Source organism: Streptomyces sp. NPDC090045, assembly GCF_044747975.1.
In the GTDB taxonomy this organism is placed as follows: Bacteria; Actinomycetota; Actinomycetes; order Streptomycetales; family Streptomycetaceae; genus Streptomyces.
This window is the reverse complement of the sequence record NZ_JBIVFA010000019.1, coordinates 62,336-88,475: the sequence shown is the minus strand read 5'-3', so window position 1 is coordinate 88,475 and position 26,140 is coordinate 62,336. Positions and strand designations below refer to the sequence as shown.

Here is a 26,140-nt window from a genome sequence, read left to right as displayed (position 1 = left end):
CTAACCCCTCACCCACCGGTGAGGGTCACGTCCGATGACGTCCAGTACGAGGATCTCCCGGTCGGCCGCGATCACCAGGGCTCCGCCGGGATCGAACGTGAGACTGGTGACCGGATGGGAAGTCGGGAACGCCTCGCGCAGGGCTCCCGACCGCAGGTCCCGGATCTCGATGGTCTGCCGGTCTCCCGTCGTGACGGCCGCGGCGAGGGACTCTCCCCGAGAGCTCGTACAGGACAGGAACTCCAAGGGGTCCCCGGCTTCGAACGAGGCGGTGCACCGTCCGTCGTGGAGGTCCACGACCGCTACGTGCCCGCCTCCGTGGACCACCACCGCCGAAGGCACCCCGTCCACGACGGCCGCCTCCAGGCGCAGGACGCGCCGGTGGCGGGCCAGGGGGTGTTCCGCACGAGGTTTCCGCGTGCACAGGTCCCACACCGTCAGCACGTACCGGTCCGCCTCCCCCGCCTGCGGGGCGCGCCGCGCCGTAAGGAGGACGGGTGCGTCATGGACCGGTGCGACCGCCACCGTCCCGGCGCCGAGGTCGAAGCCGGCGAACTCCCGGTCCCCCGCCACGTCCCACAGGACGACGCGATGGCGAGGGCCGGGCCGTTCCCGGACGAAGACCGCGACCGTCCGGCCGACGTCGGCGAGGCCCCGGAGGTTCGCCGCGACCGGTCCGTGAAGCTCGTGTCCTGTCCGGGTGGAGGCATCCCATACGCGCATCTGCGGGTAGACGTGGTGGCGCGCCACGGTGAGGGCCAGAAGGGACGGCCCGGAACCCGGGGGCGGCCGGGTGAGGGCGACGTGCTGCACCGGCCACCCGTGCCCGTCGATGTCCGCGATCGTGCTCCCGTCGCGCAGGTTCCACAGCCGCACCTCACCCGTGTGCCAGCCGTCGTCCCAGTCGTCGCCGCCGACGGTGATGGCCACCGGGTCTCCGTCCAGCCTTCCGGTCGCGGTGGCGGCGATCGGATGCGTCGGGCCGACGACGGGCTCCGACAGGTCGGGGCCCCCGCGGAGGTCCCACACCGGGGTCTCGCCGTATCCGGAGGTCACCGCCACGGAAATGCCGTCGACCGACGGGCCTTCAGGCGCGTGGCCGGATCCAGCAGATAGCCGCGCACCTGCTTCAGGTCGCCGACCATCGCGCGCAGGGCGAGCCCGGTCATGAACGGCGAAGCGCTCAGGGCGAGGAGCGCGGTCTGGGCCATGCGAGGGGTGCGCACCAGGGTGTCGGCTCCCGGTGCGACGACGGCCGGGTCGGCCGCGGCGGCAGCCTTCCACCAGGCCAGGAGCAGCTCGCTTTCGAACCCCTCCGCCACGTCTGCGGCGCGGTAGACGGGTTCGCCCACCGCCAGCAGCTCGCCCGCCGGACGGAAGAGGTCGCCGTAGAAGGCCATGCCGACCTCTCCGTCTGCGGCCAGCCCCGCGGCCCCGGCACGAGCGAGGCCGTCCCTCAGGGCGGGCAGTCACTCGGCGAGCAGGTCTTCCTCACCGCGCAGTTGCTGCGCCATTCCGTGTACGCACAAGACCCGCAACGCCCCGGTCCCACCCTTCGCCGCCGCTGCCGGTGCCGGACCAGTGAGGGTAAGGGGTGGATCGGTACGCCCGCCGGGCATTGGGGAGAACCGCTCGGCCGGGGAGGAGCCGGACCGGCGGGCGATGTCGTGTGGTGCGGCACGCCACACGCTCCTCGGGGAACTCGCGCGCCGGCGCCGTCGACCCCTTCGAAGGGGCCTCGGCCCGCCCGAATCCGTCCGCACCCCACCGAGGAGAGATGAAATGAGCCTGAACCGACGGGACCTGCTGCGAGCCTCGACCGCCCTCGGCGCGACCGGGGCGGTGGCGGGAGTCGCCGGACTCGGCGCCGGCCCGACCGCCTCCGCGGCCGAGAGCGGCGCTGCCGGTGCGGGTACACCCCTGAGGGTGCACATCGTCGTGTTCGACGGGGTGGAGGAACTCGACTTCGTCGCCCCGTACGAGGTCTTCTCGGCCGCCCGCTTCTTCACGGACCGGCCGGTCGAGGTCCGGTACGTCACGGCCTCGCGCCCCGGTTTCGTCCGGGCCGCGTACGGAACCCGGATCGGCGTCGAGCACGGCTGGGCCCCGGAGCAGGCCGACATCGTCGTGGTCCCGGGCGGCGGCTACGCCCGCCCCGACGCCCCCGGCGTATGGGCCGAGATCCGGCGCGGCACCCTCCCGCGCGCACTGGGGGCCGCGCCCCGCCCGGGGCTCACCCTCGCCGCGCTGTGCACGGGAGTCATGCTGCTGTCCGCCGCGGGACTCACCCGCGGGCGCCCCTGCACCACCCACCACAAGGCGCGCCCGGACCTGGAGCGGCAGGGCGGCGTGCTGAAGAACGCGCGCGTCGTGGACGACGGCGATCTGGTGACGGCGGGAGGCATCACCTCGGGTCTGGAGCTCGCCCTGTGGCTCGTCCGCCGCGAACTGGGCCCCGACGCGGCGAGCAGCCTGGAGGCCATGCTGGAGTACGAGGCCCGCGGCACGGTGTGGTCCCGGTAGGCACGGCGCCGGGGGCTCGGCGTCATCGTTCGTCGGCCGCTCCTCGTCGTGTGCGGGTGTCGAGGATCCCGGCGGTGAACTCGGCCAGCTGCTCGCGCAGTTCCTCGCGGGGCACGCCCTTGTCGCCGGCCAGGTAGGCGACGAGGTCGGCCCGGGTGGCGGCGAGCAGCACGTGGGCGGTGAAGCCGGTGTCGGCCGGGCCCGGGATCTGTTCCAGCAGATCCCGGAGCAGGGTGTGCCACCGCTCGTAGTGCGCGGTGCGGTAGGGGCTGTCCGCGCCGGTTCCCTCCAGGGCCTGGGCGAGGTGGCGGTTGTCGAGCTTGAAGCACAGGACGGCGTCCAGCAGCGCGGGCACGCGCTGGAGCGGCGGGGTGGCGGGCCCCAGCGGCGCCGGACCGTCTTCGACGGCCTGCCTGATCGGTTCGAGCCGCGCCTCGTACAGCGCGCCGATCAGCCCGGTGCGGTCGCCGAAGGCGCGGAAGAGCGTCCCCTTGCCGACGCCGGCCGCTGCGGCGATGTCGGCCATGGTCACGTCCTCGGGGCTGTCGCAGTGGGCGAAGAGGGCGTCGGCGGCGGCGAAGACGGCCGCCCGGTTACGGGCCGCGTCCTTGCGCGGGCTGCGCTGTTCGGTCATCGAGAGCCTCCGGTTGCGATGCGGACCGACGGTCCGTATCGTTCACGGAAGAAGCGGACCGCTGGTCCGTATCGTACGGGACGGAGCACCCATGCCCACGACCACCGCACCGGCGGACCTGTACCGCCACAGCCTCCGCCTGCTGCTGGCCAAGGACATTCCCGGCTGGGTCGGCCTGTGGGCCGACGACGGCGTGATGGAGTTCCCCTTCGCTCCCCCGGGCTGGCCCGAACGACTGGAGGGCAGGGAAGCCATCGCCGCCTACATGCGCGACTACCCCGACCACATCGACCTGCACGACTTTCCCGACGTACGGATCCTCGAGAGCACCGACCCGGGGACCATCGCGGTCGAGATGCGCGGTGTGGGCCGCCTGGTCGCCACGGACGGCCCGTTCGACATGAGGTACATCGCCGTCGTGACCGTCCAGGACGGACGCTTCACCTCGTACCGCGACTACTGGAACCCCCTCGCCGCCCAGACGCCGGCGACGGACTTCACGGGGAGCAGTGCCCAATGACCCCCAACGGAAACAGCGGAACCAGCGGAACCACCCTGGTCATCGGCGCCACCGGCACCACCGGCAGCCGGACCGCCGCGCAGCTGATCGCCGCCGGCCACCGCGTCAAGGCCGCCGGCCGTCGCGCCACCCCGCTCCCGGGTGCGGAGCCGGTCCGCTTCGACTGGTACGACCCCAGCACCTTCGGCGGCGCCCTCGACGGAGCCGACCGCGCCTACCTCGTTCCGCCCGTCGGCGAGCCGGATCCCGCCGCGGTCATGCTGCCCTTCCTCCGGGAGGCCCGCGCCGCCGGCGTTCGCCGCGCCGTTCTCCTCAGCTCCTCCGCCATCCCCGAAGGCGGACCGGCCGTGGGAGTGGTGCACCGGGCCCTGCCCGGCCTGTTCGAGCAGTGGGCGGTCCTGCGGCCGTCCTGGTTCATGCAGAACTTCACCGGCACGCACACCCACGCCGACAGCATCCGCGACGACGGGGTCATCCGGACGGCGTCCGGGACCGGCCGGGTCGGTTTCGTCGACGCCGACGACATCGCCGCCGTCGCCGTACGCGCCCTGACGGACGACCTGGCACCCAACGCCGACCTGATCCTGACCGGGCCCGAGGCGCTCAGCCACGACGACGTCGCCAGGATCGTCACCCGGGTCACCGGCCGCCCCGTGGTCCACCACCCCCTGACCTACGAGGACATGCGCGACCGGCTGGCCGCCGCGATACCGCCGGAGTTCGCCGCCATGCTGGCCTCCATGGACCGCGCCATCGCCGAGGGGGCCGAGGACCGGACCACCGACACCGTCCAACGCCTCACCGGCCGCCCGCCGAACCCCTTCCGGGTGGTCGCGGAAAGGGAACTGGCACACACCTGACATCCGCAACCCTCGCGTATGACCGCGCAGCTGCGAGCAAAACCCCTGACAGGCCGACGAAGGCGTCACATTTAAGTGGCACATATGAGACAGAGCAAAGACGTTATCCGCTCGTTATAAACGCGGGGGTGCGGTGAAAATATCAGCATTTTCCACCACAATGCGGGCGTGCCACTCGCGTTTCGCGACCCCGGGATGGCATCTGCAAATATCACGGGGCATCCCGCCTTCGTAACCCCTCAGGCCCATGCAATCTGATCCGGTCCTGGGTAACTTCGGCCCGCATGACTGCTCATGCAGAACTGGCCCGATACAGGAAGACCCCGCCGCCCCCTCCGACTCCGACTCAGACCCCGACTCCGACCACCTCGACCGCCTCGACCACACACGTCGACCGCCCCCGCCCAGGTGACGGCGCCCTGCTGTGGCGCCTCGCCCGCGACTCCCGGACGCTCGACCTCAACTCGGCCTACAGCTACCTCCTCTGGTGCCGCGACTTCGCCGGCACCTCCGCGGTGGCCCGCGACCGGGCCGGGCGTGCCGTCGGATTCGTCAGCGGATACCTGCGGCCCGACAGCCCCGGAACGCTGCTCGTCTGGCAGATCGCCGTCGACGAGTCCGTCCGCGGCCTGGGAATCGCCGGGGCCCTGCTCGACGGCCTCTCCGCCCGTGTCGCGGCGGAACACGGATTGAGCTCCCTGGAGACCACCATCTCTCCCGGAAACCGCGCGTCGGAGCGGCTGTTCGCCTCCTACGCGGAGCGGCACGGCGCCACGCTCACGCGCGAAGTGCTGTTCGCCGCAGAAGAGTTCCCGGACGGCGGACACGCCCCAGAGGTCCTGCACCGCATCCGCCCACTGCACTTCTGATCCGGGCCACCCCGTACCGAACACCCCCCACACCCCGCACTCATTGGAGAGCTGTCTTGACCATGACCGAGCCGGTCCTGTCCGTCTTCGAGACCGTCGAATCCGAGGTGCGCAGCTACTGCCGCGCCTGGCCCGTGGTCTTCGAGCGCGCCACGGGAAGCCGGTTGTACGACGAACACGGCCGCGGCTACCTGGACTTCTTCGCGGGCGCCGGGTCCCTGAACTACGGCCACAACAACCCCGTCCTCAAGCGGGCCCTGCTCGACTACCTGGAGCGGGACGGCATCACGCACGCCCTCGACATGTCGACCACCGCCAAGAGGGCCTTCCTCGAGACCTTCCGGTCCCACGTCCTCGAACCCCGCGCACTGCCCTACAAGGTGATGTTCCCGGGCCCCACCGGAACCAACGCCGTCGAAGCGGCCCTCAAGCTGGCCCGCAAGGTCAAGGGCCGCGAGTCGGTCGTGTCCTTCACCAACGCCTTCCACGGCATGTCGCTCGGCTCTCTCGCCGTCACGGGCAACGCCTTCAAACGGGCCGGCGCCGGCATCCCCCTGGTCCACGGCACGCCGATGCCCTTCGACAACTACCTCGGCGGCAGGACCCCCGACTTCCTCTGGTTCGAGCGCCTCCTGGAGGACCAGGGCTCCGGCCTGAACCATCCGGCGGCGGTCATCGTCGAGACGATCCAGGGCGAGGGCGGGATCAACGTGGCCCGCGCGGAATGGCTCCGCGCCCTCGCGGACCTGTGCCGCCGCCGCGACATGCTGCTGATCGTCGACGACATCCAGATGGGCTGCGGCCGGACCGGCGACTTCTTCTCCTTCGAGGAGGCGGGCATCACGCCCGACATCGTCACGCTGTCCAAGTCCATCAGCGGCTACGGACTCCCCATGTCCCTGTGCCTGTTCAAGCCCGAACTGGACCTGTGGGAGCCGGGCGAGCACAACGGCACCTTCCGCGGGAACAACCCGGCCTTCGTCACCGCGACCGCCGCCCTGGAGACGTACTGGGGCGACAACACCCTGCGCGAACGGACCCTCGTCCTGGGCGCGCGTGTCGAGAGCGCGCTGCGCGAACTGTGCGCCGAGCACAGCCGGCTGGGCGCGACGTACCGGGGCCGTGGCCTGGCCTGGGGCATCGAGTTCCCCCGGAAGGAGCACGCCGCGGAGGTGTGCCGGAGGGCCTTCGAGCACGGCCTCCTCGTCGAGACCTCGGGGCCCGAGGGCGAGGTCGTGAAGCTGCTCCCGCCGCTCACGGTCACCGGCGACGAGCTCGAGGAGGGCCTCGCCCTCCTCGCCCGCTCCCTCCGCGAAGCCGCCTGACCAGCACCCCCGCACACACCACGAAGGGCACCACCATGATCGTCCGCTCGTTCCGGGACATCGAGGGAACCGACCGCCACGTCCGGGCCGCGTCCGGCACCTGGGAGAGCAAGCGCATCGTCCTGGCCGGGGAACGCGTCGGCTTCTCCCTGCACGAGACCGTCCTGTACGCCGGCACCGACACGTCCATGTGGTACGCGAACCACGTGGAGGCCGTGGTCTGCACGGAGGGCGAGGCCGAGCTCACGGACGAGGAGACCGGCCGGACGTACACGATCACGCCGGGAACCATGTACCTCCTCGACGGCCACGAGCGGCACACCCTGCGCGTGAAGCACGAGTTCCGCTGCCTGTGTGTCTTCAACCCGCCCGTGACCGGCCGGGAGGACCACGACGCGAACGGTGTGTACCCGCTGCTCACCGAGCCCGACCAGCACAGCTGACGTACGGACCTACAGGCGTACGGACGTACGAAACGCAGAGAGAGGAGAGGCAGGCACCACCATGACCTACGCATCCACCCGCACCGTGAACGACCTGTATCCGACCCGGGGTTCCGAGGAGGTGCTCATCGGCCGCGCGGACCCCGTCGTCTGGTCCGATCCCGGCACCGCGGGCCCGATGTGGGCCCACGAGCTGGAGAGCTTCGAGCGCGACGGTTTCCTGTCCGTCGACGAACTCATCACGCCCGACGAGGTGGCCGTCTACCGGGACGAGATGGACCGGCTGCTGCGCGACCCCTCGACGCTGGCCGACGACCGGTCGATCGTGGAGCCGAAGTCCCGCGAAGTACGCTCCGTCTTCGAGGTCCACCGGATCAGCGAGGTGTTCGCGGCCCTCGCCGCCGATCCGCGCGTCGTGGGACGCGCGCGGCAGATCCTGGGCTCCGAGGTGTACGTGCACCAGTCCCGCATCAACGTCAAGCCCGGGTTCGGCGCCAGCGGCTTCTACTGGCACTCCGACTTCGAGACCTGGCACGCCGAGGACGGCCTGCCGCACATGCGCACCGTGTCGGTGTCCATCGCGCTGACACCGAACCACGCCACCAACGGCGGCCTGATGATCATGCCCGGCTCCCACCGGAGCTTCCTGGGCTGCGCCGGCGCGACGCCGAAGGACAACTACAAGAAGTCCCTCCAGATGCAGGACGCCGGCACCCCGTCGGACGAGGCGCTCACGAAGTTCGCCTCGGCCTGCGGCATCAGGCTCTTCACGGGCAACGCGGGTTCGGCCACCTGGTTCGACTGCAACGCGATGCACGGCTCGGGCGACAACATCACGCCCTACCCGCGCAGCAACGTGTTCCTCGTCTTCAACAGCGTCGAGAACCGCCCGTCGAAGCCCTTCGCCGCCCCGGTGCGCCGCCCCGCGTACATCGCCTCGCAGGACTTCACCCCGGTGGGCTGACGCTCCCGCCCGCCCGACCTCCCCCGACCCGGCCCGGCACTTGCCAGGCCGGGTCGGGTGGTGGCAGGAGCCCGGCTTGTGCGTGTGATGCTGACGTCATGACTGATCCATGCGAGATTTCCGTCGTCCGCTGGCCAGGCCGGACTCGTTCCGCCGAGGACGGACTGGCCGCGTTGCTGGCGGCCTACCACCTGCAGACGGAGACCGAGAAGGGTGCGGGTGTCGCCGATGTGGACGGGCTGCCGGACCGCTACCGGGCGGAGATCTCGGACCCGCGGAGCGCGTTCGCGGACGATGTCGTGCTGGTGGCTCTGAGCGGAAGCGCCACGGTGGGCTGTCTGGTGGTGACAGCCCCTGCCGACGGGCGGTCGGAGATCAAGAGGCTCTGGACGGACCCGGAATTCCGGGGCCGGGGCATAGCGTCGGACCTGCTCGGTGCCGCGCTTGCGCATACTGCCGAGAGCGGCGCGGGCACCGTGCGCCTGTCGGTGTGGAATTGGCGGACTGCGGCCATCGCCCTGTACGAACGGTTCGGCTTCACCGTCACCGAGTCGTGGGACGATCGGGATCAACTGGTGTGCATGGAGCGTGCCGTGTGAGTCCCGGCGAACTCCGCTAGGGGGTCGCTGACGGGAGCTCCTCCTCCGGCGCAGCCATGACCAAGCCGGAGCTCACGGCGTCGACCCCCATGCGTTGGAGACAGGCCCAGCGGTCGAGCTTCTCGCAGGCCAGGCGGGGTCGTACGCCGCCGTGGGCCCAGGTACTGGGCGATCTCCGCCCAGGAACCGCCCTGCTCACGTTCGTAGATCACGGCGTGATCGCAGAGGACGAGGCGTGCCAGAGCCTGCCGGGTGAATCGGGCACGGTCGGCGTCGTAAGGGGTCGTCGTCATCCGCCCCCGCCCCGCCAGATGTTGTCGAAGGCCGCGTCCTCGATGGCTCGCCGTTGCCGTACGGCCGCCAGTTCCACCAGGGCGTCGTTGACGGCGGCCAGCACGGTCGCGACGGCGTCGTCGGCCACGTCCGGCACATCCGATACGTCCGCCGCGTCCGCCGCGTCTCCGGGCCGCTCGCCCCGGACCCGTACGGCCCATACGAGGGAGGCGAGGACGGGTTCGTCCGATGCCAAGCGGTCCGCAGCCCGGCGGCGGTCGGGTGAATCGGCCAGCACCAGCTCACCGGCCCGGAAGGAGATCCCGCGGCGGCCCTGCCGGACGAGCTGCCCCTCCGCCTCGAGCGCGGCCTGGTAGGCCGCGGACAGACCGCGGCCTCTGCGCCACAGCCAGTCGGCGACCGACTCGTAGGGTGCCTCCCGCACGAGCGACCCTGCGGCCTCCTCCAGCAGGCGATCAGCCAGCACGGTCCGGTCGCCCGGCACGATGTGATCCCCGTCCAGACCGACGGCCTGGGCTGCGAGGAAGTCGATCATCTCGGCCCCGGCGAGCGCCAGGGACAGTTCGCCCTGTTCGACGGGGCTGCTCGACCCCGCGTCCAGGGCAATGATCAACAAGTCCCGCGGTGTGGTCATCAAGGGCTCCTCTCAACCGTGCAGGCAGGTCGCCGGCCCATTATTGATCGACTTGCCCTTCGATGGGGGGCGTGCGGCCGAACACGCGAGTCGAGGTGGAGGAGCTCGAGAAGTACGCCCGGCCGACCCGCCTCAGCGGAACTCGTGGACGACCTGGATCTCGCCGACGATGTGAGCGTTGAAATCGTCCAGCTCCTCCGCCGGAACCCACAGCTCGAGGATCGTCCGTCCCCCGGCCTGCTGGACGGGGTACCGGGTCAAGAACTCCGACTCGACCTCGAACCGGGTCACGTAGCCGACGCCGCTGTGCTTCACGTTCCAGTCGCTCGCGATCTTGATCGCGTAGTCCTCGTTGAGAACCGGGTAGAAGATCGGCTGCTCGGGCAGCCGGGGCGGCCAGGCACGCCAGTTCAGCTCGCGGACCAGGTCCAGCTCCTGGGGGCCGGTGGGGCGCCACAGGGTCGTAGTAACTCGCCGGCTGGTCATGTGCATCACTCTCAGAACGTGGAAGGCCGCTGCCGCGGCTGGTCTGAGACCGGACGATACCGGCGCCGGGAACTCCACAGCTACGCGATTTCCGCACCGGGTCAGCGCGGTGACCAGCAAGGACAGGACAGCGGTGGGGGTCAGATCGCGGTGGGGACGTACCGCGAGGCCAGGAGTCCGGCCAGCGTGCGGAGCCTCGCGAAGTAGGAGGCACAGTACTCCTCGTTGATCAGCGGCACGATCTTGTCGAGGTCGGCGATGCACCCCCAGAGGATCGCGATGCCACTGTCGTCGAGCGCACCGCCCAGCTCGCTCTGCACGAGGCCGGCGACGTCGGCGTCCAGGAGGATCAGGTCCACGCGCTCGATGTCCACGCCGCGGAAGCTGGCGGGGAACAGGGCGCGCAGGTGTTCCTCCCACAAACGGGCGAGTTCGTCTTCATCCCGCGTTCGGCTCGTGTCGGCGGCTGCCGCTTCTGCCGCCGACGACGGCGGTGGGCGGAGGAGTAGGGAAACGGCGTCGAACACGGCACGCACTCGGCTGATGGCCGTCGTCTGGCCGAGGGCGGCACTTGTCACGGCGCCTTGGCCGAGCTTGTCGCGGAGCGTTCGGCTGCGGTCGAGTTCAGCGGCGAGTTCGGCCGGGATGAGCCCTGCGTCGGTGGCGCGCTCGATCAGGTCCTGGAGTGGTGCGGTCACGGCCAGGCGCTCGGCGAGGACGTGCTCCAGGGCGAAGAGGGAATGCGTGACGGCGACGGTGGCGAACTCGTACCGGTAGTAGGAGTGCCGGATGAGCTCGCGGGAGGTTTCCATCGCGCTCATGACGTACATCGAGGCGCCGCCGGGCAGCACCAGGTCGGCAACCAGGTCGTGCATGCCCGCATAGTCGAGCACGACGTCGCGGCCACGCGGGTCCCCTGCCGGCAGAGGGAGCGGGCCGGGGAGCGGCGGCGGGGTCTTCACCGGAGCAGTCTCACCGCCGAAAGGCCGTCCGTGCCATCGGATTTGCTTTGCGGTGTACCCGATCGCCCGCCCGGCCCTTCGACGACCAGGAGCCCGCGGCCGCCGCGCATGCGGGCGTCGAGCACCAGAACGACGGCATCTTCTACCAGGTCCGCATCGCCGGCGGCCGCCTCCGGCCCGAGCCGGACGGTGAAACGGCCTGGACTCCGAAGGCGGACCGTGCCCCGCCCCTGTGGCCGCAGGTCAAGCCGCGGGGCGGCCGGGCAAGGCCGTGCCGCAGTTGCTGCAGTAGCGGGCGTCCGCCTCGATCGCGTGCCGGTGGCACCGCTCGCACACCAGGTGCAGCGCGCACGGCGGGGGCGCCGCAGCAGGCTCGGTCCGTCCGATGCGCATTCCGCGGCGTCTGCGGTGCACGGTCAGGACGAGCAGTCCTTCGGGGCCGGCCAGCAGCGCCCGCGAGGCGCCGCGCGGCAGCAGGCCGAGGAATCCGGGGGACAGCTCGGACTGGGTACCGTCGAGGGTGAGGGTGCCGGTGCCCGCGACGACGACCAGCATCACGTCGACCTCTTCCTCGGTGTACGCCGACCCGCCCGTCCCGGGCAGGTGGCGCACCAGGTTCGCGTCCAGCTGCCGGTCGATGCCCTGCAGCCGCCACAACGCGCCGCTCTGCCCCTGCGTCGCCGCCTCGACGAGGCTCGCGACCGTCACCGACTCCGCCCCCCGCACAACCTCCATTGCCGTACCCTCCGTGCCCGAACCGAACTCCACCACACCAGCATGATCGCCCACTCGCCACCGGGCCGTTACCGGAAGCCCCGCGACCGGCGCGCCGAGCGGCCGGCCGTACGGATCCGGTGCGGCATCATCTGGATCATGACGCATCCCTCCCTGCCGACCACCGCGTCGGCCGTCGCCGCGATACGGGCGATCGCGACCGAGTACCGGCTGTCCATGACAGTCACCGACGACATCGGCGCGGACCAGACGTCGCAAAGGACGTCCGCGCCGCTGTTCACCGTCGTCGATCCCGACGGGTCGCTGCCCCACGAAGCGTTCGTGGAACTGGGCGGCAGCCCGGCGGTCAGCGTGCGGATCTTCCCCGACGACGACGCGACGATCACCGTGGACGGGGTGGAGTTCCATGACGTCCCCCGGAACTCCGTCCCGCCGTTCCTGATGTCCGTCTACAGCGGACTGGCCTTCGTGAAGGGACGGTTCTTCCCACCGGGCTACCGACTCTACGTCCCCCTCGCCGGCGACGAGACCTACAAGGAGCGCGTCCTGGGCGCCTCCCTCACGCCCTGGCTGTCCGGACGCGTCCGCCAGGGGACGTCGTGAAGGGAACCGTGACCGGCGGTCACCCCGAGCCGCTCTGGCCCCCGTCGGCCGTCGCCGGCGCGTCCGCTCCGCGCCGCGGGAGCTGCAGGTGCAGGCGGTAGCCGCCGTCCGGGGTGGGGCCGTGGGAGAGGGCGCCGCCCAGGTGTTCGGCCCGTTCCCGCAGGCCGAGCAGTCCGTGGCGGGCGCTGGGCAGCCCCAGGGCGGGATGCCGGGCCGTGGTGTTGGTGACCGTCACGTCGAGGGCGGGCCCGGGCCGGCGGAAGTCAACCACGACGGTCGAACCGGGTGCGTGCTTGCGTACGTTGGTCAGGGCTTCCTGAACGGTCCGGAAGGCGGCGCGCTCCACCGCGGGGCTCGCGTCACGGGGAACTTCGCCCGTCAGGGTGACGTCCAGGCCGCTGTCCGCGATCAGGTCGTCGAGCAGGGTCAGGGCGGGCTGCGGGGCGAGTCCCGCACCGCGGCTGCCCGGCGCCCGCAGCACCGCAACCATCTGGCGCAGCTCGTCCAGGGTGGCCGCGCTCAGGGTGCGGATGGTGCGGGCGGCCTCCTTGGTGTCCGTACTGTCCGCGGAAACCTGCAGGGCGCCGGCGCGTACCGCGATGAGGCTGACCTGGTGCGAGACCACGTCGTGCATCTCCCGGGCCAGATGGGCGCGCTCGCGGGCGAGGACCGTCTGGGCGTGGAGCTCGCGCTGGTGCTCCTGCGCCGCGCGCAGTTCCGTCATGTGCCGGGCGAGTTCGCGGCGGGTCACGACGAGCCGTCCGAGGAGCACCGCCACTCCTGCGGCGGTGAGCGAGTAGCCGATGGCGACGGCGAACTCGGACAGATGGCCGCCCCGGTAGTCGTCGAGGTCCGGCAGGTTGGCGCAGATCCCGTACGCCGGTACGCACGCGACCAACACCCGGCGGGTGCGGCCCTGTTCGGCCAGGGAGAACAGGGCGGCCAGCGCGGCGAGGACGTTGTGGCCGAACTGCAGGGCGAGCAGGGTGAACACGAACACCGCGACCGGCCACCGGCGTCGTGCCAGCAGAGCCAGCGCGGCGACGGCTCCGGGAGCTGCCGCCGCCCACTCGCCGGCTGCGGAGAAGGCCCACGCATCGGCCAGCGCGGCAGCCGCCAGCCCGGCGTCCATCGCGCGAGGCTCCAGGGTGCGCCCGGTACGGCTCACACGCCCGGCTCCGTCCGGCGCCGTACCGCCCGTCACGTGGGTACCCCGTCCAGCAGGCCGGCGCGCTGCGCCCACAGGGCGGCCTGGACGCGGTTGCTGACGTCCAGCTTGGCCAGCACGGCGCTGACGTAGTCCTTGACGGTGCCGATGCTCAGATGCAGACGACACCCGATGTCGGCGTTGGACAGCCCGTGCGACAGCAGCACGAGGACGTCCCGCTCGCGTGCGCTCAGCCGGTAGACCGCGCGGGTGGCGGCGCTCTGCCCGCCGTGGTGGTGGAGGTAGCCGCTGATGACGGTGGCGGTGACCTGCGGAGCGAGCACCACGGCGCCCGCCGCGAGTGACCTCACCAGCCGCGCGAGTTCGTCGGGGTCGGTGTCCTTGACCAGGAAGCCGGCAGCACCCGAGCGCAGTGCGGTGGCGACGTACTCGTCGGAGTCGAAGGTGGTGAGCATGGCGACCACCGGCGGATGGTCCAGCTCCATCAGCCGCGCCAGGACGGTCAGCCCGTCGACATCGGGCATCCGTATGTCGAGCAGCACCAGGTCGGGTGCGTGCCGGGCCACGGCCGCCAGGGCCTGCCCACCGCCGGTGGCCGCCACCACCTCGATGTCCGCCGCCGCATTGAGGATCATCGTGAACCCGGACCGGACGAGAGCCTCGTCGTCGACCACCATCACCCGGATCACCGCACCGGTCTCCCACCTGTCGTTCCGCACCGGCCCAGCCTTTCCGCAGGTCAGAACCGAGGAAAGGAGCGCCGCCACCCTAGCGCCCCCGGAAGCGCGGCCAAGCGGCGGTACGGCCTGCCCACCGGCGGGCCGCCGGCGGTGAACCGAGTGCCCGGACGCCTCCACCCGTCCCAGCCGGGCGGCGGGTGCGTGACCCGCCCCGTGGCCGGGCCGAACCAGCCGGTCGACGGGTGCCGTTGGCCCCAGGGCCCGGCAGAGGATCGTCACGTCGCGGGCCACGCCGGCAGCCCGTCGACGGAGCACCATCCGACCCGTCCGTCCACGCGCACCCGCATCCGGAAACCCCGGAATGCCCTCGCACAGGACGGCAACAAGCACCACGGGAAACACCTTGCGCAACAAGCACAGAAGTCTCGCCCTGATCATGGCCACGGCGGCCTTCCTGGCATCGGCCCCCGCCGCCCACGCGGTCGACGTGATCCAGGAGAACAACGTCAAGAACTGCTACCTGGGCAAGAAGAAGGACGTCGCGGCCTGCGAGCGGCTGCTGGCCGGCCGGCCGATGACCCAGCGGGCCAAGGACTGTCTGCTCAAGGCCGGCATCGGCGGAGCCGCCGCCCTGGTCGTGGGACGCGTCAACAAGGACGCCGCGAAGAAGATCGCCACCAGCGTGGTGGCCGGCGGGGTCGCCGGCTGCCTGAGCGGGCTCGTATGAGCACCGCGCTCCAGTGGGTGGCCAAGGCCGCCACCACGGCCCTGTCCGTGCTCGTCCTGGTCCTCGTACGCACGCTGGCCGGCCCGCCCTATTGGGCCGAACTCCTCCTGACCGCAGCCGTGACGGCAGCGGGCGCCTGGGTGTGGTCACGGATCGACGGCGCAGGGACCCGGGCGGACACCCGCCACTGAACAGCCCCGGCCCGGGTCGGGCCTGTGTCCCTCACAGGCACGACCCGGTCCGGGGCTCTGGAAGGGCCGAAAACCCCTGAGCGCCGGGTCCGACACGGCCTAGGGTCGTTGGCATGAAGATCAACATGCTCACGCTGCCCCTGTCCGAGACCGAGGTCGACTCCTGGCTGACGGTCCTGGCCTCCGTCTCCGCCAATGACCTGCCGCAGCTGCCGGCCCCCTCCCGGACGGAAATCGCCGGCCGGCTGCGCGTGCCGTCGGCGCGCGGCCGGGCCGTGCTCTGGGCGGCGGAAGAGGGTGCGGGCGTGGCCGCTCTGGTCCTGTTCTCGGAGGAGGCCAACCGCCACACCGCCTTCGTGGACGTGCTGGCGGTACCCCCGCATGCGCGGCGCCGGGGCGTGGGCACGGCCTTGTGGGAGCGGGTCCGCGAGGAACTGCTCGCCGACGGCCGGACCTCCGTCGAAGCGATGGTGGACCTCGGCGGTCCCGGGGAGGCGTTCGCCGAGTCGCTCGGGTTCGTGAACGTACTGCCGATGGCCTGGTACGAACAGGAACTCCCCGACCGGCCCGCGCCGGTCCCGGCCACACCCGGCTACGAGATCCACACCTGGCACGGTCTGGTGCCCGACGCCTGGGCCCCGGCCGCGGCAGCGGCCCACGGGGCGATGGAGGATGCACCCAGCGGTGACATGGACATCCAGCTCGAACCCTGGACCGCGCCGCGGCTGCACTCCGTGCAGCAGCTGATCCTGGACCGGGGCGGAGAGCTGATCACGGTCGCGGCGGTGACCCCCGAGGGCGAGGTGGGTGCCTACACGGAGCTGGTCCTCCCGGATCCCTCCGGCACGCGCGCGTTCCAGTACGACACGGTGGTCACCCCCCGCCACCGCGGCAACGGGCTCGGCCGCGCCGTGAAGATGCACATGGCGGCGCAGGCCGCCGGCCGGTACCCGGCACTGCGCCGCATCGCCACCACGGTGGCGGACGAGAACGCCCCCATGCGCACGGTGAACGAGGCCCTCGGCTACCGGCGCGAGCGCGGTACGGCGTACTTCCAGCTCAAGCTGTAGCCGACCGGCCGGCAAGCCGGCCGGGCCCGGGATGCGGTCCGCCGTCGGCCGCGGCGCGGAGTTCTAGGGGCGGTGGAAGCGCACTTCGGGGAAGCCTGCCGTCGGGCCGTCCAGCAGCCGGGTGCCGCACCCGCGCAGATGGGCGTCGACGAACGCCGTCACGTAGGTCCTGGTGATGGTGTCGGCACGGTCACCGTCCAGTCGCTGGAGCGGCATGCCGGCCTGCTTGCCGAGGGCCGCCAGGTCGGTGAAGGTCAGGTGATCCGTGTCGTCGACGCTCAGCCAGCGCTTCCATCCGGTCAGTTCGGTCCAGGTCTCGTCCCAGCTCCTCTCGCTGCCCGGTACGTGGCCGGCCTTGCCCAGCATCAGGAAGGGCCGGTCCAGGGGGATGTCGTTCGGGAAGTGGAAGTTGCCGTCCATGTTGACCGCCGCCTTGACGCGCGGGTCGCGCAGCATGGCCGGGACCGCGCTGAAACCGCCGGCCGAGTGCCCGACGACGGCGACGCGGTCGGGGTCGAGGGGTGCGCCGTGCTTCCAGGCCGGCCGCGCGCCGGTGAGCTCGTCGAGCACGAAGGAGATGTCCTCGGCGCGGACGGCGCCGACCCTGGGGTAGTTCCTGTTCACGCACGCCAGGCAGGAGGTGGTGCGCCCGTCGGGGAACGAGATGCCGTCCGCCTCGTAGTTGTGTCCGATGCCGGCGACGGCGTAGCCGCGGGACGCCAACTCCTCGGCGAGGCCGGTGAGGGTGGCGCGCGGCATGCCGAAGCCCGGTGACAGGACGACGAGCGGCAGCCCGCCGCGAACCCTCGACGGCTTGGCGTCCACCGTCGAGTGGGTCCTGACCTTGGCGAACAGGTCGGCCGGCACGTTCAGTCCGGTGCCCGCTCCGTACTGCCGGGACTCCTCGGCCGTCATGTAGGGCGCGGGCGTGTCCGAGGGCCTGACGGCCGGGTACCAGAGGGAGACCATCATCTCCCGCTTCTCCGCGGGGACCCACGGGTCGGCCCGGTTCTCGTCCTTCAGATGGACGATGGCCCGGCCGACCGGATGCTGCCCGGAGGGCGCGGGCAACACGAGCGCGGTCGCGGGCGGTTGTACGGGGCGGGTGTCGGCGTGGGCGGTCGTGGTGGCAAGGGTGCCCACCAGGGCCGTGGCGGCGGCACCGACCAGGAACAAGCGTCGTCGCATCAGGTCGTCTCCATCGATGTCTCGCATGGCATCCGGCCCTGTCCGGGCCGATGCCTCGAACGCTATGCCGGGCTCGAGCAGCTGCCATCGGCCCGGGGATGTACGCCAGTCGGAGGCGTACATCCCCGGGGTGACATCCCCCGGGACGACGCCTCAGGGCCCGGGCAGCGTCTCCGGGCCCTGCCCCGTGCGGCCGCCCGCGCGGTGGCGTTCACGCCGGTCAGGTCCAGTCGGAACACCACGGCCAGTACGTCGTACCAGTCGTCGGCCGAGTCGATCGTCCGCTCGTCCGTACCCCCGGCGTCGCGGAGCTGGGCGGTGAGGACCCGGACGAAGCCGGACTCTGGGGAAGTGGACAGCCGGGTGTGCTCCGCGGCGAAGGAGGACAGCTCCACGGGGTCCGACGAGCCCGGTGTCGACCAGCCACCGTTCGCCGTCGAGCCGCACCGTGAGCGCGAGATGGTCACCGCCCGCGCCCGCGGGGCCCCTGGGGTGCCCTGCACCCCGGCCCGGTGCAGTGCCCGCAGCGCCTTGACGGTCGGGCCGGGGGGTGGGGGCGGGGCCGTCACAGCATGGTCTGGCCCGTGTGCACGGAGGTGTCGGCGTCCCGCAGTTCGGCGAGCAGCTCGCTCTGTCCTGCCAGCAGTTCGGTGAGGATGCGTCGTGCGGCCCGCAGGAGTTCTGCCACGTCGCCGCCGGCGAGGGCGTAGCTGACGGTGGAGCCGTCACGGATGGAAACCACGATGCCCGACCGGCGCAGGACCGCGAGCTGTTGGGACAGGTTGGACGGTTCGATCTCGATCTCGTTCAGCAACTCGCGCACAGGTACGGGGCCGTTCTGGAGCAGTTCCAGTACGCGGATGCGGACGGGGTGTCCGAGCATGCGGAAGAACTCCGCCTTGGCCTGGTACAGCGGCACCTGCATGCGACAACACTCCCACCCGGGTTCGACTCTTCGTGCGCTGGCAGCCAGGCCGGCCGGTCCCTCGGTGCCTGGCTCCCCCCAGCCATCCTCCCGCCTCCTGGCTCCGGTCCACCCTCGGCTGATCACATTCGGATGTGCCGACTTGAAGAGTCTTTCAACTCATGGGCATGCGGAGCCGGGAAGCAGGAGGGCGGTTACAGCTCCAGGTCCGCCTCGATGCGCTTGAGCTGGTGCCTGGCCATGGCCAGGTTCGCCCTGCCCTTGTCCAGGACCATGTAGAGGAACAGGCCGTTGCCCCCGCGCCCCTTGAGCAGCCGGATGAGGTGGTACTGGTTGCCGAGGGTGATCAACACGTCCTCGATCTCCTCGCTGATGCCCAGCATCTCCATGGTCCGGATCTTGGCCCGGATCACGTCGGTGTTGCCGGCTGCGGCCACCGTGAGGTCGAGGTCCTTGCCTCCGCCCAGCATTCCGAGGGCCATGCCGCTCGTGTAGTCGACCAGCGCGGCCCCTACGCTCCCCTCGATCGAGGTCATCGCCTCCTTCAGAGACGTCTCCACACTCACCATCAGTACTCGCTCCCTCGGCTCTCGACGACCCCGGCCGGCTTCACACCTCCGGCCGAGGGGATGACGCCAGACGCTACCCACTGGCCACCGAGAGGGCAGGGAACATCAAATATTCGGCGGAAAACGATCCCCCACGCTCTAGAATGCGCCCCAGCGACGCCGGCTTGCGGCCTGCGGCGTGCCTTGGTCAGCCCCTCTCACCACCGAAATCGGGCCGGGTGACCAGCGCGGAAACCGGATTGCCTCGCCGTACGGAACGAGCGAGGCTCGGCCTCATGAGCACACATTTCACCGTGCGTCCGGCCCGGCCCGCCGATGCCCGGACCTTGGCCGAACTGCGTTGGGCCTTCAAGCAGGAGGACTACGAAGGGCAACCAACAGCCCCTGCGCGGCACCTGGAAGAGGCCGAGCGCTGGATCCACGACCGGCTCGGCGGTGGCCACTGGCTGGCCTGGGTCGCGGAGACCGGAGGCGACATCTGCGGTCACGTCTTCCTCGGTCTGGTGGGGCGGATGCCGGAGCCCTACGGGGACAACAACCCGGTCGGCTACGTCACGAACTTCTTCGTCCTGCCGTCACAACGCAACGCCGGAGTCGGCACGGCACTCCTTGCGGCGCTGAAACGGCACGCACGCAGCGCCGGCCTGGAGGGCTTGATCGTCTGGCCGTCAGAGCTCAGCACACCGCTCTACCGGCGCTGCGGATTCCAGCCCCCGGAGGAACTGTTGGAACTTCCACTCGGCACGTGAGGGGACCCCCCGACTACGTGATCGCGGACCACACGCCGAACCACTGCTCGGCTCCGTACTCCTCGAACCGCTCCACCTCGGTGAACCCTAGCTTCGCCGCGAGGCGCATCGCGCGGTCGTTGGCGGCCTGGGTGCACAGCACCACCGGCTCGCCGGGCAGCACTTCGGCGAACCAGCCGAGCGCCGCCGCACACGCCTCGGCGGCGTACCCGCATCCCCACGCCTGCGGCAGGAACATGTAACCGAGCGCGGACTCCCCGGCATCCGGACGGACATGACCCGGACGCTCCGCATCGCGCCGATCGAGAGCGACCATGCCGATCATCGCTCCGTCGAGATCGACCACGAAGAAGCCGGGGCGCCGCCCGGGCACCTCGGGTACCGCACGTTCCAGCTCCGCACGCGGCCGGGGGCCACTGACGTAGGTGCCCACCTCCGTTGATGCGAACAGCTCGATGAACGCGGCGCGGTCCCGGGCCTCGGACTCACGGAGCACGAGCCGTTCGGTCCTGATCGGGGCAGGTGGCCAGGCGACGTGTTCGATTCCGGTCATGGGTGGGAACCTATCCGACGCCGAAGGATGGAATGCATGGGATGCTTCGCCGTCCCCATCCGGCCAGTCGGTCAGTCAGTCAGTCAGTCAGTCAGTCCAGAGTGAGCTCGAAGTACGCCGTTTCCCGGAAGCCGGCGGTCGGCGGGGCCACTTCGACGGTGACCGGGGTCCCCTTGCTGGCCGGCTTGATGCGGACCGGGACGGTGCGCTTCTTGTCCGTGCCCAGGGGTGGCATGAGGGCGGCTGCGGACTCCTCCTGGTTCGGCCAGGTCAGGCTGTACCCGGAGGCGTAGTCGTCGAGCGATTTGCCCGCGCGGACGACCAGTGGTGCGTTGCCGAATCCCGACACGCTGGAGTCGGACGACTCCCCGCCGGGGCGGAGCTCTTCGTCGGTGCCGTTCTCGTAGGTCACGGTGAGGGTGTAGCTGCCGTCGGACTCGGGGCGCGGTCGACTGACGTTCACCTTCAGACCGTCCTCGTACCGGGCGGTCGCGCCGGGGCCGAGGGGGTCTGCCACGTATCCGGAAGGGCCGCTCTGCTCCAACTGGCCGTAGCCGTCGAGGCTTTTCTCGATCTCGGCCAGTGCCCAAGCCCCCAGACCGACCAGAGCGATGAGGACGACGGCGGCGATCGCACAGCCGTTGAACCACCGTGGCCTGTCCGCGGCGGGGGTGTCGGTGGGAGTGTCGGTGGGAGTGTCGGTGAGGGCGTCGGTGGGCGTCGGGTCCGTGTCCATGCAGGTGATGGTAGGAAGCGGCAGGCTCGTGGATCATGAGCTGGTGTACTCAGACCCGCCTGAGTAATCTCGTAGCCGACCATGGCCACTGGGGAGGGGGCTCCGAAGATGTACGGAGTGGTGACGGCAGTCAGCAGCAACAGCGCGTACTCGTTCTCCAAGCCGAACCGGGACAGCATCACGCTGCTCCCCGGCCTCGGCGTGGAGGGCGATGTGCATGCGGGCGTGACGGTCAAGCACCGGTCGCGCGTCGCGCAGGACCCCACCCAGCCGAACCTGCGCCAGGTCCACCTCATCCATGAGGAACTCTTCGCCGAGGTCGGCGCGGAAGGATTCGAGGTGGCGCCGGGCGACCTCGGCGAGAACATCACCACCCGCGGGATCGATCTGCTCGGCCTGCCGGTCGGCACGCTGCTGCACATCGGCGACGGCGCAGTGCTGGAGGTGACCGGCCTGCGCAATCCGTGCCTGCAGATAGACGGCTTCCGGGACGGACTGCTGAAGCAGGTCGTCGGCCGCGACGGGGCCGGGAACATCGTGCGCAAGGCCGGAATCATGACCATCGTGAAGCAGGGCAGCGCGGTGCGCCCGGGCGACACGATCAAGGCGGAGCTTCCCAGCGGGCCGCACCGGCCCCTGGAGCGGGTCTGACGGCTCTCGATCGGGCGGGCCGTCGCGCACGATCGACGCTCACGGGGCCGTACGGCTTCGCACGCCACCACCGGGTTGGTCCTTCTCGGTGGCAACGGCGCCGGCCGAGAGGAGCGTTGCGGTGGCGAGGCTGCCCCAGAGGGCGGCCGGGCCGTGCGGGGCGAGGGCTGTAATGACGGCCGGGGAGACCGCGAGGCCGAGGCCCGTGGAGAGCTCGAAGCGGGCCAGGGTGCGTCCGAGGACGTGGGCCGGGGCGAGGACGGTGACGAGCGCGGTGGCGCTGCCGGCGTAGATGATCTCGCCGATGGTGCAGACCACGGAGACCGTGGCGACGGCCGGGGCACCCCAGCCGTGTCCCAGTGAGGCGGCCGCGAGGAAACCGAGGTAGGACACCGCGAGGACCACGCCGGCGAGGGCCAGCACGGTGCGCCGGGAGAAGCGGGACATCAGGACGGTGAGCGGCACCTGCAGGGTGACCACCAGCACCGTGTTGGCCACGAAGATGGCCGCCGACCACACCGGGGATGCGTCCAGCTGGGTCACCAGGACCAGGGGCAGGGCGATTTCGGGAACGTTGAGGCAGAAGGCGTAGACCACGTTGGCGGCCAGCAGCGCGCGCATCCGGGGGGCCGGCGCGGGCCCTGCCCCTCCGGACCCGGCGGGGGCCACGGCCGGATGGGCGCGCAGGTGGACCGACCACGCCAGGGCGGTCGCGGTGAGGTAGGCGAGCCCGGTGACGGCCGCCAGCGCCTGCAGTGCGCCGGTGCCGCCCGCCAGGCATGCGGTGGCGAGGAGCGCGCCCGCGCCCATGCCGGCGTTGCGCAGGGCGCGGCCGCCCGCGAGAGCGGTGTCGCGTTCCCGGCCGTGGGCGACCGTGGCCACGAGAGCCGCGTGGGCCGCCGGCCAGGCCTGGTTGCCGATGCCGAGGAAGAGCGCCGCCGTCCCGAACAGCCAGACGTGCCCCGCCGGGGTCGCCAGCAGCAGCGCCACGCCCGCCACCCGCACCAGCAGGGACGCCGCGACGACCGTGCTGCGTGCGCCGCGGTCCAGCCATCGGCCCACCGCGGGCATGCACCCCAGACCCGCGACGATGCCGACCGTCATGGCGATGCCGGTGGCCGGCGCGGACAGCCTCAGCACGGTGACCCCGTAGAGGAGCAGGAAGGGTCGCAGCAGGCCGGTGCCGAGCGCGTCCACGGTCAGGGCGACGGCGTAGCGCGGGCCTCCGGAGGCGCGGACGAGGGCGCGGGGCCGGATCTTGGTGGTGGTTGCCATGGCGTCAAAGGTGGGTTCGGCCGCCGGGCCGGCCCCGCCGGTTGACGGAGATCGTCAACCGGCGCCGTCGCAGGCGGAGCGGTCGGTGATGATGAGGGGTGACCTTGAGGATCGACATCAGCGGCCTGTCGTCCGAGCGACTGCGGTTCGCCGCCTCCCCGCTGGCCGAGCTGACCGCGATGCTGCACGTACTGGCCGAACCCGGTCATCATCCGCAGTTCGCCGACTGGGCCGGGGAGGTCTGGGCGGGGCTGCGGCCGGAGCTGGCCGAGCGGCTGCGGGAGGCCGAGTTCCTCTGGCGTTCCTCCCAGGCCGACTTCCTGATCCCCGCCCGGCCTCGGCCGACCCTCGCGGAGGAGTTGGACGAGGTGGACCGGATCGACGACGAGACGTACGTGACCGCCGCGCTCGTCACCACGTGCGGCAGCAACCGCGTCCGCTTCGCCGCGCCGTCTCCGCTCACCGACGCGACGGCGCGCGAGCGGGCGCTGGACCTGGCCCAGGCCCGTGGCGCGCGGCAGGAGGCGTTCGCGGAGCGGCTGCTCGCGGATCCGTCCGCCGTACGGGCCCGGGTGCGCCACACCCTCGAACAGTGCGCGGAGGCCTTCTTCGACGCCGCCTGGGCGGGCGTCGCCGTGCAGCTGGCCACGGACCTGCGCCTGAAGAACGACCTGCTGAAGCGCCAGGGCATCGGGGCGGCGCTCGCATCGGTGTCCGGCGCGGTCGCCCTGGCGCCGGACGGCGACTGCATCGTCGTGGACAAACTGCAGGACAAGACGACCGCGGCCCACGGCGCCGGGGTCACCTTCATCCCCAGTGTCTTCGGCCGCCCGCACCTGGTGGCGGTCCACGCGCCCGGGTGGCAGCCGGTGGTGCAGTACCCCGTGGCCGGCACGGGTCCGTCGGAGACGGTGTCGCTGGAGACGGTGTCGCTGGAGACGGTCACGCTCCGGCTGGAGGCACTCGCGCATCCGGTACGGCTGCGGCTGCTGCGGACCCTGGCCCGTGGCCCCCACACCACCGGTGAGCTGGCCCACACCTGGGAGCTTTCGCCGCCGGAGGTCTCCCGCCACCTCGCCGCCCTGCGCCGCGCGGGCCTGCTCACGGCCCGGCGGCACGGCCGCTATGTCCGCTACACCCTTAATCTTCCTGATCTGACGGCGCTGGGCACCGACTTGCTGGCGGCCGTGCTGCGCTGAGTGGTTCGGCCCGCCGGCCGATGGGCGGCTGCCGCCGTGCCGGCTGAAGCGTCATGAGCCGGAGCCGTGCGGAGCCGCGCGGAGCCGTGCGTCAGCTGCACTGGGTCAGTTCGCCGCCCTGCCGGACGCTGTACTGGCCGGGCGCCACGTTCATGACCTGGAAGCCGCCGTTCTCGGCGACGCTGGTGGTCCCGCCGAAGCCGGACGACCCCTGGTAATAGGCCGGGCCCGGAGTGAAGCCACCTCCGGAGAGGTGCACCTTCCCGTTCTCGAGCACGCCGGAAACCGAGCAGGTCGCGGCCGGTACGACAGCCGGCGCGGACACGGGGGCCACGGCGAGGGCGGAGGGAGCGGCGACGAGCGAGGCGGCCGCGAGGGGAACGAGGACGAGAAGGCGTGTGCGCCGGTTCATGGCTCTTCCTTACATTTCCTTACAGTTCCTTGGTCTTTCTTTCTTATCGGGACGAATCGGGAGGAGGCCGCCTTTCCATCGTCACCCCGGCCCTCACCAGGTGCGACCGGACACCGGGTACCTCGTGCGCCGACCGGAACTGGCTGTTCCGGCTGACGTCCGAGCGTCGGCTATCGTCCCTGCGTGAAGTTCATACCCCCACCCACTCAGCGGACGGCCGCCGCCCCGGCCGCCGCACCCGGTGCCCGGCTCGGCTGGCTGGACGCGCTCCGCGGCATCGCCGCGCTGATCGTGGCCCTGCACCACTTCGACGTGCTGAGGATGCTGCCCTTCGGGGGCGCGATCTGGCGCAACTTCGACATGGGCCTGTTCGGCGTCATGCTCTTCTTCATCGTCAGCGGCTACATCATCCCGGCCTCGCTGGAGCGCCGGGGCGACGTACGCGGCTTCTGGATCGGCCGGATCTTCCGGATCTACCCGGCCCTGATCGCCGCCTTCGTCCTCTCGATCATGATGCTGCCGGCCGGGGACGGCTCGGTCGCGCTGCTGCGCACCGGCGACGACCTGGCCTCGCTGGTCGCGAACGGCCTGATGCTCCAGGACCTGCTCGGCGTCATCAACGGTATGAACGTCACCTGGACGCTCTGCTACGAGATGGTCTTCTACTTCTTCGTCACCGCCCTGTTCACCCGTGGTCTGCACCGGCACAGCGGGCCGATCGCGGTGGCTCTGGCCGCCGTCGCCCTCGCGATCGGTACGGCCGTCGGCACCCAGCTCGTGAGCGCACAGATCGGCTCGACCCGGCAACTCCTGCTGATCGTGACGCCGATCGTCCTCGTGGGCCTCGCCTTCGTGCTCAGCGGCAAGCGCATCCTCACCGGGCCGGGCGCCCTGCTGCTCGCCGGGGTCGGCCTGGTCCTGGTCACGCTGAACGGCCGGGCCCCCGCCTTCGAGACCTGGATGATCTTCGCGACCATGTTCGCCGGAACCGTCGTGTACCGGGCGCAGCACGGGCAGCTCGCCCGGGTCCCGGCCCTGCTCTCCTGCGGCTTCGTCGTCATCGCGGGTGTCCTGGTCGGCTGGCTGTACAACCACGGCGAGGCCCTGGATCGGACCTGGTCCGCGGGCTGGGAGGCGTGGTCGGTCGCCTACCTCGCCGCGTGGGTGCTCTTCGGCATCGGCTTCCTCCTCCGGGGGCGCCGCTTCCCGAAGGCGCTCACCTGGCTGGGCGCGATCAGCTTCTCGGTGTACCTGCTGCACATCCCGCTGCTGCGCACCGTCGAACCGCTGGTGGGCATTCCGCCGCAGCCGTCCTCCACGCTCGGCCGGATCGTGTGGACGGCGGTCTTCCTGGGCGTCGTACTGGCCGTCAGCCACCTGATGTACCGCCTGGTCGAGATGCCGATGCAGCGTCTCGGCCGGCGCGTGCAGAAGGCGGCGGAGCGGCGCTGGCCGCGGAGCGTCCCCACGGCGCCCGTCCCGCCCGCGGCCCCGGCCCCGGCCGAGCCTTCCACGGTCCTGTCGGGTACGTCCCGGAGCTGATCCGCCTCCCGACCGGCTGCCGTGGGTCGTTGACGGGAGGGGTGAGGTCCGGCT

Annotated in this window: 32 protein-coding genes; 16 read left to right on the top strand and 16 right to left on the bottom strand. The window is 71.3% G+C overall.

The window, feature by feature from the left end:
• Together ACIPYQ_RS36060 and ACIPYQ_RS36055 are read right to left on the bottom strand one after the other, a co-directional pair.
• Positions 1–1,062, bottom strand: coding sequence for a WD40 repeat domain-containing protein (locus ACIPYQ_RS36060; protein WP_401258414.1), 1,062 nt, complete (start codon positions 1,060–1,062; stop codon positions 1–3).
• Positions 1,053–1,400: a hypothetical protein gene (locus tag ACIPYQ_RS36055; protein WP_401258412.1), complete on the bottom strand. Its 348-nt coding sequence runs from the start codon at positions 1,398–1,400 to the stop codon at positions 1,053–1,055. The genes ACIPYQ_RS36060 and ACIPYQ_RS36055 overlap by 10 nt, the downstream gene beginning before the upstream one ends.
• Positions 1,401–1,788: 388 nt before the next feature.
• Between ACIPYQ_RS36055 and ACIPYQ_RS36050 the strand changes: the two genes are divergently transcribed.
• Entirely contained in the window at positions 1,789–2,523 is a 735-nt protein-coding gene (locus tag ACIPYQ_RS36050; RefSeq protein WP_401258491.1) for a DJ-1/PfpI family protein, read from the top strand.
• A 22-nt stretch (positions 2,524–2,545) separates the two neighbouring features.
• Here the strand turns inward: ACIPYQ_RS36050 and ACIPYQ_RS36045 are convergent, their stop codons facing one another.
• Entirely contained in the window at positions 2,546–3,157 is a 612-nt protein-coding gene (locus ACIPYQ_RS36045; protein WP_401258411.1) for a TetR/AcrR family transcriptional regulator, read from the bottom strand.
• Positions 3,158–3,248: 91 nt separating this feature from the next.
• Between ACIPYQ_RS36045 and ACIPYQ_RS36040 the strand changes: the two genes are divergently transcribed.
• The 7 genes from ACIPYQ_RS36040 (at position 3,249) to ACIPYQ_RS36010 (ending at position 8,737) form a co-directional block, all read left to right on the top strand.
• A complete protein-coding gene (locus ACIPYQ_RS36040) occupies positions 3,249–3,677 on the top strand; it encodes a nuclear transport factor 2 family protein (protein ID WP_401258409.1) in 429 nt (142 codons plus the stop codon).
• Positions 3,674–4,537, top strand: coding sequence for an NAD(P)H-binding protein (locus tag ACIPYQ_RS36035; protein ID WP_401258408.1), 864 nt, complete (start codon positions 3,674–3,676; stop codon positions 4,535–4,537). The genes ACIPYQ_RS36040 and ACIPYQ_RS36035 overlap by 4 nt, the downstream gene beginning before the upstream one ends.
• 284 nt (positions 4,538–4,821) lie before the next feature.
• Entirely contained in the window at positions 4,822–5,406 is a 585-nt protein-coding gene (gene ectA / locus ACIPYQ_RS36030; protein ID WP_401258407.1) for a diaminobutyrate acetyltransferase, read from the top strand.
• Between the two features lie 56 nt (positions 5,407–5,462).
• Positions 5,463–6,731, top strand: a complete 1,269-nt coding sequence (gene ectB, locus ACIPYQ_RS36025; protein ID WP_401258406.1) for a diaminobutyrate--2-oxoglutarate transaminase — start codon at positions 5,463–5,465, stop codon at positions 6,729–6,731.
• A gap of 35 nt (positions 6,732–6,766) precedes the next feature.
• Entirely contained in the window at positions 6,767–7,174 is a 408-nt protein-coding gene (locus ACIPYQ_RS36020) for an ectoine synthase (protein ID WP_401258405.1), read from the top strand.
• 61 nt (positions 7,175–7,235) lie between these two features.
• Positions 7,236–8,138 carry an ectoine hydroxylase gene (gene thpD / locus ACIPYQ_RS36015; RefSeq protein WP_401258404.1) on the top strand — a complete coding sequence of 301 codons (903 nt, stop codon included), beginning with the start codon at positions 7,236–7,238 and terminating at the stop codon, positions 8,136–8,138.
• Positions 8,139–8,236: 98 nt separating this feature from the next.
• The gene (locus ACIPYQ_RS36010; RefSeq protein WP_401258403.1) at positions 8,237–8,737 is read left to right on the top strand and encodes a GNAT family N-acetyltransferase; all 501 of its coding nucleotides are present in this window, start codon (positions 8,237–8,239) and stop codon (positions 8,735–8,737) included.
• A 289-nt stretch (positions 8,738–9,026) separates the two neighbouring features.
• Here ACIPYQ_RS36010 and ACIPYQ_RS36005 read toward each other — a convergent pair whose 3' ends face one another.
• The 4 genes from ACIPYQ_RS36005 to ACIPYQ_RS35990 all read right to left on the bottom strand — a co-directional run bounded on the left by ACIPYQ_RS36005 (position 9,027) and on the right by ACIPYQ_RS35990 (position 11,848).
• Positions 9,027–9,665: a GPP34 family phosphoprotein gene (locus ACIPYQ_RS36005; RefSeq protein WP_401258401.1), complete on the bottom strand. Its 639-nt coding sequence runs from the start codon at positions 9,663–9,665 to the stop codon at positions 9,027–9,029.
• A 132-nt stretch (positions 9,666–9,797) separates the two neighbouring features.
• Entirely contained in the window at positions 9,798–10,151 is a 354-nt protein-coding gene (locus tag ACIPYQ_RS36000) for a hypothetical protein (protein ID WP_401258399.1), read from the bottom strand.
• A 140-nt stretch (positions 10,152–10,291) separates the two neighbouring features.
• Positions 10,292–11,026 (bottom strand): hypothetical protein, encoded by a 735-nt coding sequence (locus ACIPYQ_RS35995; protein WP_401258398.1) that lies wholly within the window; start codon positions 11,024–11,026, stop codon positions 10,292–10,294.
• A gap of 330 nt (positions 11,027–11,356) precedes the next feature.
• On the bottom strand, positions 11,357–11,848 hold the full coding sequence (locus tag ACIPYQ_RS35990) for a hypothetical protein (RefSeq protein WP_401258397.1): 492 nt from the start codon (positions 11,846–11,848) through the stop codon (positions 11,357–11,359).
• A gap of 138 nt (positions 11,849–11,986) precedes the next feature.
• Here ACIPYQ_RS35990 and ACIPYQ_RS35985 point away from each other — a divergent pair, with 138 nt between their 5' ends.
• Positions 11,987–12,451 (top strand): hypothetical protein, encoded by a 465-nt coding sequence (locus ACIPYQ_RS35985; RefSeq protein WP_401258396.1) that lies wholly within the window; start codon positions 11,987–11,989, stop codon positions 12,449–12,451.
• Between the two features lie 19 nt (positions 12,452–12,470).
• On the opposite strand, the gene ACIPYQ_RS35980 is transcribed toward ACIPYQ_RS35985, so the two are convergent.
• Positions 12,471–13,619 carry a sensor histidine kinase gene (locus ACIPYQ_RS35980; RefSeq protein ID WP_401258394.1) on the bottom strand — a complete coding sequence of 383 codons (1,149 nt, stop codon included), beginning with the start codon at positions 13,617–13,619 and terminating at the stop codon, positions 12,471–12,473.
• Positions 13,620–13,651: 32 nt separating this feature from the next.
• Positions 13,652–14,308 carry a response regulator gene (locus tag ACIPYQ_RS35975; RefSeq protein WP_401258490.1) on the bottom strand — a complete coding sequence of 219 codons (657 nt, stop codon included), beginning with the start codon at positions 14,306–14,308 and terminating at the stop codon, positions 13,652–13,654.
• A 394-nt stretch (positions 14,309–14,702) separates the two neighbouring features.
• Here ACIPYQ_RS35975 and ACIPYQ_RS35970 point away from each other — a divergent pair, with 394 nt between their 5' ends.
• The 3 genes from ACIPYQ_RS35970 to ACIPYQ_RS35960 all read left to right on the top strand — a co-directional run bounded on the left by ACIPYQ_RS35970 (position 14,703) and on the right by ACIPYQ_RS35960 (position 16,287).
• Entirely contained in the window at positions 14,703–15,026 is a 324-nt protein-coding gene (locus ACIPYQ_RS35970) for a hypothetical protein (protein WP_362235430.1), read from the top strand.
• Complete coding sequence (locus ACIPYQ_RS35965) at positions 15,023–15,217, top strand: hypothetical protein (RefSeq protein ID WP_401258392.1); 195 nt, start codon at positions 15,023–15,025, stop codon at positions 15,215–15,217. Before ACIPYQ_RS35970 ends, ACIPYQ_RS35965 begins: the two co-directional genes overlap by 4 nt.
• 113 nt (positions 15,218–15,330) lie before the next feature.
• Positions 15,331–16,287 carry a GNAT family N-acetyltransferase gene (locus ACIPYQ_RS35960; protein WP_401258391.1) on the top strand — a complete coding sequence of 319 codons (957 nt, stop codon included), beginning with the start codon at positions 15,331–15,333 and terminating at the stop codon, positions 16,285–16,287.
• Between the two features lie 63 nt (positions 16,288–16,350).
• Here ACIPYQ_RS35960 and ACIPYQ_RS35955 read toward each other — a convergent pair whose 3' ends face one another.
• The 3 genes from ACIPYQ_RS35955 to ACIPYQ_RS35945 all read right to left on the bottom strand — a co-directional run bounded on the left by ACIPYQ_RS35955 (position 16,351) and on the right by ACIPYQ_RS35945 (position 18,969).
• Entirely contained in the window at positions 16,351–17,475 is a 1,125-nt protein-coding gene (locus ACIPYQ_RS35955) for an alpha/beta hydrolase family protein (RefSeq protein ID WP_401258390.1), read from the bottom strand.
• Positions 17,476–18,040: 565 nt separating this feature from the next.
• On the bottom strand, positions 18,041–18,400 hold the full coding sequence (locus ACIPYQ_RS35950; RefSeq protein ID WP_361765916.1) for a metalloregulator ArsR/SmtB family transcription factor: 360 nt from the start codon (positions 18,398–18,400) through the stop codon (positions 18,041–18,043).
• A 194-nt stretch (positions 18,401–18,594) separates the two neighbouring features.
• Positions 18,595–18,969, bottom strand: a complete 375-nt coding sequence (locus tag ACIPYQ_RS35945; RefSeq protein ID WP_401258388.1) for a hypothetical protein — start codon at positions 18,967–18,969, stop codon at positions 18,595–18,597.
• A 275-nt stretch (positions 18,970–19,244) separates the two neighbouring features.
• Between ACIPYQ_RS35945 and ACIPYQ_RS35940 the strand changes: the two genes are divergently transcribed.
• A complete protein-coding gene (locus ACIPYQ_RS35940; protein WP_401258386.1) occupies positions 19,245–19,718 on the top strand; it encodes a GNAT family N-acetyltransferase in 474 nt (157 codons plus the stop codon).
• A 13-nt stretch (positions 19,719–19,731) separates the two neighbouring features.
• On the opposite strand, the gene ACIPYQ_RS35935 is transcribed toward ACIPYQ_RS35940, so the two are convergent.
• Both ACIPYQ_RS35935 and ACIPYQ_RS35930 read right to left on the bottom strand, forming a co-directional pair.
• Positions 19,732–20,271 (bottom strand): GNAT family N-acetyltransferase, encoded by a 540-nt coding sequence (locus tag ACIPYQ_RS35935; protein WP_401258385.1) that lies wholly within the window; start codon positions 20,269–20,271, stop codon positions 19,732–19,734.
• Between the two features lie 91 nt (positions 20,272–20,362).
• Entirely contained in the window at positions 20,363–21,007 is a 645-nt protein-coding gene (locus tag ACIPYQ_RS35930) for a hypothetical protein (RefSeq protein WP_401258384.1), read from the bottom strand.
• Positions 21,008–21,115: 108 nt separating this feature from the next.
• On the opposite strand from ACIPYQ_RS35930, the gene ACIPYQ_RS35925 reads away from it, so the two are divergent.
• Positions 21,116–21,658, top strand: coding sequence for an MOSC domain-containing protein (locus ACIPYQ_RS35925; protein ID WP_401258489.1), 543 nt, complete (start codon positions 21,116–21,118; stop codon positions 21,656–21,658).
• A gap of 39 nt (positions 21,659–21,697) precedes the next feature.
• Here ACIPYQ_RS35925 and ACIPYQ_RS35920 read toward each other — a convergent pair whose 3' ends face one another.
• A complete protein-coding gene (locus tag ACIPYQ_RS35920) occupies positions 21,698–22,933 on the bottom strand; it encodes an MFS transporter (protein WP_401258382.1) in 1,236 nt (411 codons plus the stop codon).
• Positions 22,934–23,031: 98 nt separating this feature from the next.
• Here ACIPYQ_RS35920 and ACIPYQ_RS35915 point away from each other — a divergent pair, with 98 nt between their 5' ends.
• A complete protein-coding gene (locus ACIPYQ_RS35915; protein ID WP_401258381.1) occupies positions 23,032–24,132 on the top strand; it encodes a DUF5937 family protein in 1,101 nt (366 codons plus the stop codon).
• Positions 24,133–24,223: 91 nt separating this feature from the next.
• Here ACIPYQ_RS35915 and ACIPYQ_RS35910 read toward each other — a convergent pair whose 3' ends face one another.
• The gene (locus tag ACIPYQ_RS35910) at positions 24,224–24,544 is read right to left on the bottom strand and encodes a hypothetical protein (protein ID WP_401258380.1); all 321 of its coding nucleotides are present in this window, start codon (positions 24,542–24,544) and stop codon (positions 24,224–24,226) included.
• A gap of 183 nt (positions 24,545–24,727) precedes the next feature.
• Between ACIPYQ_RS35910 and ACIPYQ_RS35905 the strand changes: the two genes are divergently transcribed.
• A complete protein-coding gene (locus tag ACIPYQ_RS35905; protein ID WP_401258379.1) occupies positions 24,728–26,086 on the top strand; it encodes an acyltransferase family protein in 1,359 nt (452 codons plus the stop codon).
• The last annotated feature ends 54 nt before the right edge of the window (positions 26,087–26,140 follow it).

Coding starts and splice junctions, on each gene's coding strand:
- ACIPYQ_RS35985 (WP_401258396.1), top strand. CDS start 11,987: ATGACGCATCCCTCCCTGCCGACCACCGCGTCGGCCGTCGCCGCGATA.
- ACIPYQ_RS36000 (WP_401258399.1), bottom strand. CDS start 10,151: ATGACCAGCCGGCGAGTTACTACGACCCTGTGGCGCCCCACCGGCCCC.
- ACIPYQ_RS35955 (WP_401258390.1), bottom strand. CDS start 17,475: ATGCGACGACGCTTGTTCCTGGTCGGTGCCGCCGCCACGGCCCTGGTG.
- ACIPYQ_RS36010 (WP_401258403.1), top strand. CDS start 8,237: ATGACTGATCCATGCGAGATTTCCGTCGTCCGCTGGCCAGGCCGGACT.
- ACIPYQ_RS35965 (WP_401258392.1), top strand. CDS start 15,023: ATGAGCACCGCGCTCCAGTGGGTGGCCAAGGCCGCCACCACGGCCCTG.
- ACIPYQ_RS35940 (WP_401258386.1), top strand. CDS start 19,245: ATGAGCACACATTTCACCGTGCGTCCGGCCCGGCCCGCCGATGCCCGG.
- ACIPYQ_RS35925 (WP_401258489.1), top strand. CDS start 21,116: ATGTACGGAGTGGTGACGGCAGTCAGCAGCAACAGCGCGTACTCGTTC.
- ACIPYQ_RS36035 (WP_401258408.1), top strand. CDS start 3,674: ATGACCCCCAACGGAAACAGCGGAACCAGCGGAACCACCCTGGTCATC.
- ectA (WP_401258407.1), top strand. CDS start 4,822: ATGACTGCTCATGCAGAACTGGCCCGATACAGGAAGACCCCGCCGCCC.
- ACIPYQ_RS35945 (WP_401258388.1), bottom strand. CDS start 18,969: ATGGTGAGTGTGGAGACGTCTCTGAAGGAGGCGATGACCTCGATCGAG.
- ACIPYQ_RS35960 (WP_401258391.1), top strand. CDS start 15,331: ATGAAGATCAACATGCTCACGCTGCCCCTGTCCGAGACCGAGGTCGAC.
- ACIPYQ_RS36040 (WP_401258409.1), top strand. CDS start 3,249: ATGCCCACGACCACCGCACCGGCGGACCTGTACCGCCACAGCCTCCGC.
- ACIPYQ_RS35910 (WP_401258380.1), bottom strand. CDS start 24,544: ATGAACCGGCGCACACGCCTTCTCGTCCTCGTTCCCCTCGCGGCCGCC.
- ACIPYQ_RS36045 (WP_401258411.1), bottom strand. CDS start 3,157: ATGACCGAACAGCGCAGCCCGCGCAAGGACGCGGCCCGTAACCGGGCG.
- ACIPYQ_RS35930 (WP_401258384.1), bottom strand. CDS start 21,007: ATGGACACGGACCCGACGCCCACCGACGCCCTCACCGACACTCCCACC.
- ACIPYQ_RS35995 (WP_401258398.1), bottom strand. CDS start 11,026: ATGCACGACCTGGTTGCCGACCTGGTGCTGCCCGGCGGCGCCTCGATG.
- ACIPYQ_RS36020 (WP_401258405.1), top strand. CDS start 6,767: ATGATCGTCCGCTCGTTCCGGGACATCGAGGGAACCGACCGCCACGTC.
- thpD (WP_401258404.1), top strand. CDS start 7,236: ATGACCTACGCATCCACCCGCACCGTGAACGACCTGTATCCGACCCGG.
- ACIPYQ_RS35990 (WP_401258397.1), bottom strand. CDS start 11,848: ATGGAGGTTGTGCGGGGGGCGGAGTCGGTGACGGTCGCGAGCCTCGTC.
- ACIPYQ_RS36055 (WP_401258412.1), bottom strand. CDS start 1,400: ATGGCCTTCTACGGCGACCTCTTCCGTCCGGCGGGCGAGCTGCTGGCG.
- ACIPYQ_RS35920 (WP_401258382.1), bottom strand. CDS start 22,933: ATGGCAACCACCACCAAGATCCGGCCCCGCGCCCTCGTCCGCGCCTCC.
- ACIPYQ_RS36005 (WP_401258401.1), bottom strand. CDS start 9,665: ATGACCACACCGCGGGACTTGTTGATCATTGCCCTGGACGCGGGGTCG.
- ACIPYQ_RS35935 (WP_401258385.1), bottom strand. CDS start 20,271: ATGACCGGAATCGAACACGTCGCCTGGCCACCTGCCCCGATCAGGACC.
- ACIPYQ_RS35950 (WP_361765916.1), bottom strand. CDS start 18,400: ATGCAGGTGCCGCTGTACCAGGCCAAGGCGGAGTTCTTCCGCATGCTC.